The sequence below is a fragment of the Vibrio sp. SCSIO 43097 genome (assembly GCF_023650755.1).
GTDB lineage: Bacteria > Pseudomonadota > Gammaproteobacteria > Enterobacterales > Vibrionaceae > Vibrio > Vibrio alginolyticus.
Genome location: NZ_CP071840.1, coordinates 1,479,322 through 1,490,832, shown reverse-complemented (window position 1 = coordinate 1,490,832; position 11,511 = coordinate 1,479,322). Strand labels below are relative to the sequence as shown.

The 11,511-nt window shown below is 44.7% G+C and carries 7 protein-coding genes and 1 pseudogene; 5 read left to right on the top strand and 3 right to left on the bottom strand.

Translation table 11 applies throughout. The features are described from left to right. Window positions 1–6: 6 nt before the first annotated feature. The 3 genes and pseudogenes from pdxY to aspT form a co-directional block, all read right to left on the bottom strand. Entirely contained in the window at window positions 7–864 is an 858-nt protein-coding gene (gene pdxY, locus J4N40_RS07785; RefSeq protein ID WP_033906186.1) for a pyridoxal kinase PdxY, read from the bottom strand. A gap of 125 nt (window positions 865–989) precedes the next feature. Then, window positions 990–2,585, bottom strand: coding sequence for a bifunctional aspartate transaminase/aspartate 4-decarboxylase (locus J4N40_RS07780; RefSeq protein WP_213899519.1), 1,596 nt, complete (start codon window positions 2,583–2,585; stop codon window positions 990–992). 95 nt (window positions 2,586–2,680) lie between these two features. Next, window positions 2,681–4,396: pseudogene (aspT, locus tag J4N40_RS07775) on the bottom strand (aspartate-alanine antiporter). A 427-nt stretch (window positions 4,397–4,823) separates the two neighbouring features. On the opposite strand from aspT, the gene J4N40_RS07770 reads away from it, so the two are divergent. The 5 genes from J4N40_RS07770 (at window position 4,824) to J4N40_RS07750 (ending at window position 11,463) form a co-directional block, all read left to right on the top strand. After that, on the top strand, window positions 4,824–5,036 hold the full coding sequence (locus tag J4N40_RS07770; RefSeq protein ID WP_005377106.1) for a DUF1656 domain-containing protein: 213 nt from the start codon (window positions 4,824–4,826) through the stop codon (window positions 5,034–5,036). Window positions 5,037–5,046: 10 nt separating this feature from the next. Then, window positions 5,047–5,910, top strand: coding sequence for an HlyD family secretion protein (locus J4N40_RS07765; protein ID WP_213898654.1), 864 nt, complete (start codon window positions 5,047–5,049; stop codon window positions 5,908–5,910). A 13-nt stretch (window positions 5,911–5,923) separates the two neighbouring features. Next, complete coding sequence (locus J4N40_RS07760; protein ID WP_250654450.1) at window positions 5,924–7,279, top strand: FUSC family protein; 1,356 nt, start codon at window positions 5,924–5,926, stop codon at window positions 7,277–7,279. Window positions 7,280–7,580: 301 nt separating this feature from the next. Continuing rightward, window positions 7,581–9,233 carry a hypothetical protein gene (locus J4N40_RS07755; RefSeq protein WP_025768097.1) on the top strand — a complete coding sequence of 551 codons (1,653 nt, stop codon included), beginning with the start codon at window positions 7,581–7,583 and terminating at the stop codon, window positions 9,231–9,233. Window positions 9,234–9,423: 190 nt separating this feature from the next. Next, window positions 9,424–11,463 carry a carboxylesterase family protein gene (locus J4N40_RS07750; protein WP_149192526.1) on the top strand — a complete coding sequence of 680 codons (2,040 nt, stop codon included), beginning with the start codon at window positions 9,424–9,426 and terminating at the stop codon, window positions 11,461–11,463. Window positions 11,464–11,511: the final 48 nt, after the last annotated feature.

The following is an 11,511-nucleotide window of genomic DNA, read 5'->3' as shown; positions in this document are numbered from 1 at the left end:
ACTGCGCTAAGCAATTTTCACGACGTTGAACTCATGCGTCGGTTCGACAAATTCGTATTGGGCATTGATCGTCTGTAGCTCCCATGTGCCATAGCCTTTTGTGATCTCCAATACACCGTAAACGGCGTTATGTGTATGACGAAAGGCTGCGACAGGAGACATCTTCTTCACCAAACAAGAGGTGAAAATCGCAGAAATTAAATCACCGACTCCGACTGGCTGCATAGCAAATTCAACACTAGGTCGTTGGGCCAAATAGCTTGCTTTCGGCGTCGCTAAAATCATACTGAAGGCGTCATCTGTTAGTGCATGCAGGTGTTTCACCAATACCATTTTCGGTCCTAACTCTAAGGCTTTTTTACATGCAGTGACCGCATCATAAAGAGAGTTAATTTTCACACCTGTTAACTCGCTCAGTTCAAACTGGTTAGGAACAATCACATCAGCGATGGGCAACAAGCTATGGCTTATCGCTTCTTTGACACCGTCTGCCACAATGCAACCTTTGTCTGGATCACCCATAACTGGGTCACACACATACAGTGCACTATGGTTACGCGATTTGACTAAACTTACCGCTTCGGCCACCGCTCGACATTGCTCTGCGCTGCCTTGATAACCGGACAGTATCGCGCCACATTCGCCTAACTTCTCAATGTTATCTAAGCCTCTCATTAGAGAATGAATTTCATCTGCCCCAAACTTCTGTCCAGTCCAACCTTGCTGGTACTGAGTGTGATTTGAAAACTGAACCGTGTGAATTGGCCAGACTTCGAGGCCCATTCTCTGCATCGGGAAGACGGCAGAACTGTTTCCTGCGTGGCCATAAACCACATGAGATTGAATAGAAATAATGCTTTTCATAAGTCACTCTTAATTGAGAAGTTTGTTAGCTTGGCGACTAAATAAACACAATATCGCGCACTGTGCTTATTTGGTCGGAATAGCCTCGACAACGCCGAGGCTTATTCTTAATCAGGCTGGATTAATTAGCCTTGGAACTCAGCGAAGTACTCATCCAACACTTTGCGCGTTGCACGACCGATAAGCTCGTATTCGTGATGAGTAAGGTTTGCTAACGAAACTCGAACTGATGCGTGTACTACATCGAAGCCTTGGCCTGGAAGTAGGATAACGCCGGTTTCATGTGCAAGACGGAACAGGAAGTCTTTGCCCTTCTCGCTCGCTTTGAACCATTCAACGAAGGCTGGTCCGTACAATTTGCCGCCCAAAGTGTCGAGCTCAAGCAGTGTGTAGTAGTCCACACGATCTTTGTTTTCTTCAATTTCTACACCCATGTTTTTGTACAGAGTTTTGTAACGCTCGCGGATGATGCGTTTACATGCTTCTTTGTAGTTTTGTTCCGAGTCCATCAAGCAGTTCAAAGAGAACAGCGCCATTTGAACTTGTTGAGGAAGAGACAAACCTGCTGTGTGGTTAAGCGCTACGCTGCGGCTGTCTGCTACGATACGGTCAATAAACTTAATCTCACGAGGTTCCGGAGTCAGTGTTTTGTAACGATCGTCCAACTCAAGTTGACGCGCTTCAGGAAGGCTGCGCATTGCATCGTCAAACACGTTGTTGTGTTGAATCGCAATCGAGCCTAAACGCCAGCCTGTTGCACCGAAGTACTTCGAGAACGAGTAAACACAAAGCGTGTTGTATGGCAGTTTCGCGAACAGTGAGACAAAGTCGTCCGCGAATGTGCCGTATACATCGTCAGTCACAATGAACAGGTCGCTGCGTTCGTTGTTCACAAAATTTGATAGGTTATCCAGAGTCTCATCCGAGAACTTCACAGACGCTGGGTTTGCTGGGTTCACGACACAAAGCAGTTTGATGTCTGTATCTGCAAGCTTTTCGATTTCAGACATCGGCAGCTGCCATGTTGTCTCATCCAAACGTAGTTCAACGATTTCCAGTTCGTATTCACTCAGTTCTGGAATTTCTAGGTACGGCGTAAAGATTGGAGTGATTAGCGCGACCTTGTCACCTTTCTTCAACAGACCGTTGTTGAACATAGTTTGGAACGTGTACGTCATAGACGCTGTGCCGCCTTCCGTTGCAAACAGATCGAAGTCTGTTGTCATTGGCATCGGGCCGTACATCTCTTCTGCGATGTACTGCTTCACAACCCTTTCGATGTTCGTCAACATACGTGGTGGCACTGGGTAGTTACATGCAAGGTATGCGTTAACCAGCTCATTCAAAAATGCCTGTTTCTCTAGACCCAAACGGTCTTTTGCGTAGCTCAGCGACTTTTCCAAGAACTGTACGCCTTGGTCTTGTTTATTCTTGCTTGCAAACGTATCGAAGCGCTCAACAATGCCCACACCATCTGGAATGCCACCGAAACCACCATCTAGGTATGAATAAGTGCGCTCGGCTTCCAATATTGCGAACTCACCCAAACGAATGAACGCTTTACGTGGTAGTGTCGCAAGAAAATTAGGATTACCACGACCTGCATCTAATAACGCGCGGTCAGGAACAGTTTGTGCCACTTCAATAAGTTTATCTTTTAATTCAAATGGGCTTAAATCTGCAAATTTTGAAAAATCAATTGTTGTATTTGGCGTAGTCATAATATTTACCTGAATTTATTATTTAGTGAAATTTGGATAATACTTCCCCTACCGCCTATTTAATTAGGCGATAAGAGTGTTCGAATTTATTTAAATTACATGCCTGCGTTTAAAGTAATAATGCCGACAATAATAGGACCCCATAGGGTGAGCAGTACATTGGCGACAGCATAAGTCACGGTGAATGAGAATACTGGCGTTGCGTTACCTGTTTTTTCCATTAAAGCCGCGAATGCTGGGTTCGCACTTCGTCCACCTGTAACACAACCAAGTGCTTCAACTGGGTTCTTAATCTTCAATACAAAGTATGAGAAAAAGAACGAAATAAACTGAGGAATAATGGTCACAGCCATACCAAGGAACAACAGAGACATACCGTGTTCTTTGATGGTGTCGACCGCTTGAGGCCCAGCCTCAAGGCCAACAATGCCCACAAATGCTGCCAAACCGAAATCTCGAATAAAGTTCGCGGCACCCACAGGAAACTGAGCAACATGCGGATTGCGGCTACGCAACCAACCGACAATCAAACCTGAGATCAAACAACCTGCACCAGAACCGATAGTGACGGGAATACCAGCAATCTTAAAACTGATTAGACCAATTAATAGACCCACCACCATGCCCATACCAAGCACGACTAAGTCAGTCACGTTTGCTGAGCCCATTCGCTGACCAATGTTTTTCTCAACGCGATTGATATCTTTTGCGGTACCTGTAAGCTGGATGACGTCGTTTTTCTTCACCACAAGATCCGGCGTCATTTCGATAGAGCTGCCTTCACGAATGTAATCCGTCACATAAATACCGCGCATAGAGCCTTGGTTCGAAGCCTCTTTAATCTCTTGCAGCGACTTACCAATCAGTTTGCGGTTGTCTGCGATCAGTTGACGGTTTTCTTCAATAACTTCATAGCCTTATGGAAGTGCAATCTCGTTGTCAGCCAAACCATCTTGCAGCTGATGTACTGCATTACGGCGACCTGTTACAACAATGACATCCCCTTCTTTCAGTGCTGTGAATTTGTCCACTTCTAGCACTTTGCCATCACGTTGAATCAATTCAATACAAGCAGCTAGAGCGTGTTGGTTTAACTGAGCTAGGGTTTTGCCTGCTAGCCCGCCATCTTTGCTCACTTTAAATGCTCGTGTAACCAGCGCGGTTACTGCGTTGAATTCACCCGGCGCAAGATCGCGCTTACCATTTGAGTTTTTCTCTTCTAGCGCAATCGCTTCTGCTCGGATATCCCACTTCATCAGTGTTGGGAATACCCATGTCACCATAAGAATTGGACCAAGCGAACCAAAGATGTACGTAACTGCATAGCCGACTGCGACGTTGGTCTGCATTAGGTGTTTCGCTTCTTCTGTCACACCACCAAGACGTGCGATCGCATCACCCGCTGTACCGATGATTGCCGATTGAGTCAAACCACCAGCTGCAAGACCAGCTGCCGTACCTCTGTCTAGATCAAACATCCAAGCTGCTGCTAGTACACAAAGCAGGCCAGAAACCGTCATCACTACAGCAGAAAGTAGAATGTTGATGGTTCTAAAGTTCAATGCTTTAAAGAACTGCGCACCACCTTGATACCCTACTGCGTAAATAAAGAGCGCAAAGAAAATGCTTTTTACGCCGGGATCAATATGAACACCAAATTGCCCAATAATTACACCCATTAATAATGTTCCCGCAACACCGCCAAGAACAAATCGACCAATGGTAATTTTACCTACCATATAACCGAGAGAGAGCGTAATAAAGAGAGCAACAAATGGTGCCATGTCAAAAAGGTTAGAAATAATTTCCATGACAATTTTACTCTTACTAATAAATATAAAACTCAAATAATCTAACGAATAATCTTTCACTCATATTTGTTGGATTATTTAATTTAAAAAGCATCTCGTTTGCTTCGAAGCGAATATTAGGAACAAAAACTCACAACTCGTAATCCCATTTGAAGGATGAAACCATCACTTCGCATATTCAAACGCAAACATTGAACAATAATTGTCGAAAATTTAATAACTTAGTGGTCTTAAATGAGCATCAAATAAATTGGAAAATAAATTTATTTTTATGTTCACTGTCCAAAAAAGCTACTTTGTTGCGCTATTCCCTCTATATAGCGCATGACACCTTTCTCTTGATGGATTAGATCCTACAAAAGCGATTATCACGGATGCCATCACTTGCCTTATCTTTACATTCATCAAGTTAATAGAGAAAAACACCATGAACTCAATGCCACATGAACTTGTGTGGGGCGAAGTTTACTTCCCTCCCTTGTTGCTGGTTATTGCATTGGCTTACATGCTCACCATTTTGGTTGGAACCGTTGCAACAAAACTGGGACTCCACAAATACGTTGCATTTCCCGCGCTCGCTGAGCTAAGCCTAATTGTGATTTTTACTGGCGTTATTGGTCGATTCATTACCATATTTTGAGGCAAATTCCGTGATAAAACGTTATCTCATCACACTGCTACTACTGTGTTCAGCTGGCACCGTGATTTTCAGCTACTACCAATCATACACTGACAACCCATGGACTAGAGATGGCCAAGTTAGCGCGCACATCGTTTCTATAACCCCCCGCGTGACAGGACAAATCATCCAAGTCTACGTTGAAGACAATTCGCAAGTGAAACAAGGCGATTTGCTGTTTGAGATTGACCCAAGCATCTATAAAGCGGCGTACCACAAAGCGCTAGCAGCTCAAAAGCAAGCCATTGCATTACTAGCAAAGGCCAAAAATGAAGAGCAGCGAGCACTTAAGTTAGAAAAGCGCACACCTGGCGCTGTACCTGTACTGACATTGAATAACCTAGACAATGCGGTGGAGACAGCCGTTGCCAACGTAGAGCTCGCGAAAGCCAATGTTGAAGAAGCCAAGCTAAACCTTGATTACACAAAAGTTTATGCACCAACGAATGGTTATATCACTAATTTGAACTTACGTGTCGGCTCTCAAGTCGTCGCTAACTCCCCAGTCGTGGCTTTAATTGATGAAGACAGCTTTTGGATCGAAGGATATTTCAAAGAAACGGATTTAGTTGGGGTTGATCCACAAGATAAAGCCTACGTGACCTTACTGATGCACAATGAAGCTGTGCTTGAAGGCAAAATCAAAAGCATTGGCTACGGCATTGCGAAGCAAGATGGTAGTACTGGTAACGATCTTTTGCCCAATGTGAACCCTAACTTTCAGTGGATACGCTTAGCTCAACGCATTCCAATTAAAGTTAAATTAGATCACTTACCGAAAGATTTTCAACTACGTGTTGGTATGACGGCCTCTATCAAAATCATCAAACAATAATGCGGTGGAATGTATGTTTAATGCCTCAACCAAAGAAGCAATCAAAGCTGCGCTGTCTATCGTTATCGCGATCTGCCTTGCCTTATGGTTTCAATGGGAGAAACCGTATTGGGCAGCGATCGCAGTCGCGGTAATGGCATTAAATGAAAGCTTCGCTCACTCAATAAACAAAGGTCATAATCGCTTATTAGGAACCCTCCTTGGCATCGGTTATGCCTTTTTCCTCATCACGACGTTTTCTCAAGATCGCTTTTTGTTTCTCACCTTCTTCACCTTGTTTTTAGGTGCGTGCATTTTTATGTCGAGCGACGAAAAGTATGGTTATGTGTTCTCTATCGGTTTTGCTGTGTGCTCCATCATCGCATGTATGGGAGGATTTGATAGTCAAGCAACGTTCCACTTCGCTGTTCTTCGCATGCAAGAGACGATTCTTGGTGTGATCACGTTTTCTGTTGTGTACCGATTAGTTTGGCCAGTCAGTACAGAACAAAACTTCATTCAACGTTTTGAGGCCAGCAGAGAGGCGATGCTTAACGCTATGAAATCGCCCAATGATATAGATACTGAAGCTCTTGAGACCAACACCGCCAACATAGAAAAGTTATTCCAACTGGTCGGCTTACCACTTACTGGCAGCTACCACTTGAAAGAACATCGTCAGCTATGGCGTGCGCGTTTAAATGAGATGGCACAAATCCAAGACCGATTGCTAGAACAAGCAGATAAATCGCAAAGTCGTGAGATCGATTGGCCAACACTAACGCAGCAACTGCAAAGCTTTGATATTAAAAATCCAAGTACGTCGCTCATTGGTCACGTTGCTTATGTCATGCAAAGAGAGAAAAACACGGTTTGGCATCACGAGCATCGAACGTTTATCCAGCATTTGAATGAAGACGGCAGAAAGGTATTGCAAGGTGTATCCATGTTCGTCACTTCTTTGTTGATCTGGATTTATCTGCCCGTACCCGGAGGTTTCATTTTTCCGATGCTAGCAGGCGTGTTCTCTTCAATCGTTCCTACTATGCCACCAAGCATTATTAAAGATGCATTTTTTGGTGTGATAGGCACTGGCACGGTGATTCTATTGCAATACATTTTCCTAATGCCAATGATGACCGAGCTTTGGCAGCTTGGGCTATTCTACTTCATCAACATCATCGTAATTTGGAAAGTCTTTTCCACACCAAAACTGATGGTACACAGAATTCTAGGTATTAACTTATTGGTTGTCTTGACATCAGGAGCGCTCAATTTAACCCCAGCGTATCGAATTGAAACGCCCTTGCTGATGCTGGTAAACATTATGATCATTTTGATGATTGCCAAGTTGTTTACCGATCTGTTCCGTGTTCGCGTCACGGCCTAAGCGTCACCTCCGTTCTTGAAACTAAAGCCCTGCATTGCTTTTGCTCTGCGGGGCTTTTTGCTTTGTTCGCTGCCCTATTCCTACCTCACCCATAAAGCGAGGATAGTATCCATCAAAAGCGATTAACGGGATTTCTCTACCCACCATAAAATCCTCTCATTGATTTACGAAATGCAATTAAAAACACTGCATTCACAACATCAATCACAGCAAACACATCTATCTAACTGAACAAGAAGTTCAGTGACACATTAACTGTCTGAGTCTCGAAGGTTTGAGGCTATTCAGAGTGGAAATCGTCATGAGTTTTTTTGAAATACGCGCTAGCAAGACATCTTCTGTTACTGTGCTAGTGAGCGCACTAATGCTTACTACCCCCACTTTTAGCTTCGCCGCAGAAGAGACAACTTACAACGAAGTAATGGAACAAGGTCGCCAGCTCTTCGACAAATACGGTATCAGCCATGATCTACCGAAACTGGCCATCAGTTCTCTAGTACAAGGCGAGCACTTGGTAGAGCATGCTCACCGAACCGTTCAAATCGGCAACGAGGTCCGTGATTCTTCGGTGTTCCTTGTAAAAAACACCGACAGCAAGGGCAATATCGATCTACGCATCAAGTACAACCCTGAAGAGTTGGATAAGAACGAAAAAGTACTCGATGAAATCGAAGCCTTCACACGCACAGAATATCGTCTCCGTAATTACGCAGAGAGCTTTGACTCTTCATCGGTACAAGCAAAAGAAGATCAAAACGGTAATGTCATTGTCAGCTTCAACTACTCAAAATACGGGCTTCCACAAGACATCGCCTATTTCCGTTTCTTAAGCGTCGATATCGAACTCGTTAACGGTGAACCAAAACGCATGGTCATCACTAACGAAAAGCCGTTCACACACCACAAATACAAGGTAGATACGTACCATCAAGAGATCCGCTTTCAAAAGTTGGATTCTGGCAAACTTGTGATTGCGAGCAAACACACTGAAATTGTTGGCTCAAGCAAAAACAAACCACTGAAAATGGTCAGCACTCTTAAACCTGTTGCCATCTATGAGGATGACATTGGTGTGCAAGTGTTGGATGAGAAGCGCTTGAACGAAGTTTCTGACCCACGCATGCAAGAAGCCAGTGTAAAACTTGATCGTATCTTCCCATTAATGGGCGATATGGTGCGTCGACAAGGCATCGATTTACCGCTGCCGTTTGGTGTATCAATGGCTTACCGTAACCAAGATATGAACATCCCATTCAATGACTTCACTATTGATGGCGTGCGTCTAAACGACCTATTCGACCCAGAAGACACCGTCGGGATTGTGAACGCAGAGAGTTTCAGTGTTCGTGGTGATGTGAACATCCTCCCTTTTTGGAACGTGTTTGGTTACGTCGGCAAAATCAATGTCGATGCGAACGTGGATGCGGGATACACAGGCGAAGGTGGCCAGTACATAAAAGATAAGCTGAACGATAAACTGCCAGGATTAGGTGATAAGTTTTGCGATGGTTTATCTGCACTTTGTAGTCGCGGACGCTTAGACGTGCCGCTGCATTTGGAATATGACCTTCGTGGTTTAGGTACAACCCTTTCGGTTGGCTATAAAGAATTCTTTGCTTCTGTCACTGGTACCTATTCGCAAACTCGCTTAAAGGGCTTAGATGATTGGGGCGATGGTATTGTTACTGTACAGCCGATGTTGGGTTATCAACTTGTCGATTATCGCACGCAGTTCTTTGTCGGAGCAGAATATCAAGGACTGGACGCTCGAATGGACGGGCATGTAAAAAGTGGTGATATCGAATTCGATTACGACATTGGTGTAGATCTTAATCAATGGGCGTTTTTGACTGGTTTCAATAAGCAAATCGGCAAAAACTACAACCTGACCTTTCTCTATAACAAAGGGGAAACTCGAGAGTCAGTGACCTTAAATCTTGGTTACCGTTTCTAGCTCTCAGAAAGAGCCCGCCCCTATACGATGGTAGGACTGCATCCTACAAAGGCGATTACTGAAACTGTCGCCGATGTCCTACCATTTGAGCCATCAATACAACAAGCCATCCAACCATTCACGGATTAATGCCAAAGCGTCAGGACGTCGCTTGTTAGATGCCGTTTAACATTTTCGGTGTACGCACCAAATGACTTTACTCAATCGCTCAACTTTAGCCATTACCATCACTCTTGCCTTAGCAGCTTGCAGTGATGACTCTGGTAAACCTAGCGTTCCTAACGGCCCGAAGCCACTACAACCCTTACCACCAGAGCAAATCGCTTTGGAAATTGGCGATGCAACCATTCAAGCGACCAAAGAGTCCCTTGTCATCACGCCTCTTGATGCGGATGAAAAACTGGCAGCGGTAGAGGCGTTCAAAGGTATCCAATTTGCGCAAGCAGACCGCTTTCAGCACAGCATTGCGGTCCCACTTGAAGGCGATATTGATGCGACTCAGTTCGGTGATGCGTGCCCGCAGTTAAAAACCACGGCACAAACGCAATCAGAAGATTGTTTGAACCTAAACATTTGGCGACCAGCAGGGACAGAAGCGTACGCAGATTTGCCAGTGTATGTCTTTATTCACGGTGGAGACTTTGAATACGGCTCGGGCTCAGAACCGCTGATTCATGGTGATATGGTGGTTGCACAAGGTGCTGACGATGGTAACCCGTTTATTGCAGTTACTTTTAACTATCGCTTGGGCTTGTTGGGCAGTGTTTGGGTCGATGGTTTGGACAACCCAGAGGGCGGTAACTTTGGCCTAGGCGATCAAAAACACGCGCTTGAATGGGTTCAACAAAACATAGAGGCATTCGGCGGCAATCCGCAAAACGTGACACTCATGGGTCAAGGTGCGGGTGCCATGTCGGTGGGAATTTTACAGCAATCAAAAGGCGATGCGGCAATCGCAGGTGAGCACTTTCAACGTGCCATCATGCAAAGCAACGCTTACGGCTTTGAATATAAAAGTTACGATGTTGCCAAGAGCCAAAGACTAGAGCAAAGCGTTGAAGATCTTGCGTTACTACCACTTGAAGAGATCATGAAGGTACAGAGCGAGATGCTTGATCCGATTCAACGTCTTAAGAACTGGGTACTGACCGCCGCGAATATTCCGGTTATCAGTCCAACACGCGACAACAGCCCATTATCTACGTTGATGCCATTTGCGCCTTACATCGAGCATCGCCCACCAGCGTTTCTAGTGAAAGAAGTACCAGGCTATCACTTTACTGAACAAGCGATTGAGAGTGAATGGATCGTACCGACGGTAATTGGCTCAAACAGTGCAGAAAGCAATACTCTGGGCATGCTGCCGAGCCTGACATTTTTGATCCCAACTATTATTGAAATCTTGAGCCAAGAAGCGCCAGAAATCATTGAAAGTGGTGACGAAAACTTAATCGTCGAATACATGGTGGAGTGGCTAGAATCGGAAACGAACTTAAACCGTTTACGCACCGAATATCGTTCATTACTCAACGATTCAGCTTCAATTGAACTCGATCTTTCTGACTTATTGGAACTGCTACCTAGCACCGCTTATGAGGCGATGACTAAGTTGTTCTTCGGTTTGGGGAACTCCGATTCAACCACGGAGTTACTTGCTCTGGCTGACTTCTTCCCTAACGATGAAAGTGAACTGAATGGCGCGTCCAAAAACATGCAGCAATTCAAGACCGCGTTACATGACTTGCTCTTCACGGGTCCAAACCGTCATAAGGTTTCAACTGAAGAAACAACAGGAGCAACGCCAAGCTTCTACTACTTTGACTACACACCTGGATTCAACGTATGGACTTACAATACCAAAGGTGAAAATGGCGATCTCGACGTTGGTGATTTACTCAAAAGCATCAGTTGTATTGTGGGCGCTTGTAATGCATCAGAATTACCATTTGTGTTTAACAAGACATTAAAGCTTGATGGTTCAAGTGTTCGTCCAGGTAGCAAAGACAAAGCAATGATGAACAAGCTCTCTCGTATGTGGTTTAGCGAACGTTTATTTGAAGACTTCCAATACAACAGTGCGACTGATCGAGTATTGCTGATCGATAACGATGGCGGTATTCAATCCACACAAGACTGGGACAATGCTCATCACTCAGGCATCGATCCAAAACTGCGCCAAGGTCGCCTCAACGGTCTCGAGGAACTTGGGTTAATTCTTAGCCACATGTAACTTCATCCTCAGCCACTAAAAACTCGTTACCGAATACCTAAAAGCCAG

Coding starts and splice junctions, on each gene's coding strand:
- pdxY (WP_033906186.1), bottom strand. CDS start 864: ATGAAAAGCATTATTTCTATTCAATCTCATGTGGTTTATGGCCACGCA.
- J4N40_RS07780 (WP_213899519.1), bottom strand. CDS start 2,585: ATGACTACGCCAAATACAACAATTGATTTTTCAAAATTTGCAGATTTA.
- J4N40_RS07770 (WP_005377106.1), top strand. CDS start 4,824: ATGAACTCAATGCCACATGAACTTGTGTGGGGCGAAGTTTACTTCCCT.
- J4N40_RS07760 (WP_250654450.1), top strand. CDS start 5,924: ATGTTTAATGCCTCAACCAAAGAAGCAATCAAAGCTGCGCTGTCTATC.
- J4N40_RS07755 (WP_025768097.1), top strand. CDS start 7,581: ATGAGTTTTTTTGAAATACGCGCTAGCAAGACATCTTCTGTTACTGTG.
- J4N40_RS07750 (WP_149192526.1), top strand. CDS start 9,424: ATGACTTTACTCAATCGCTCAACTTTAGCCATTACCATCACTCTTGCC.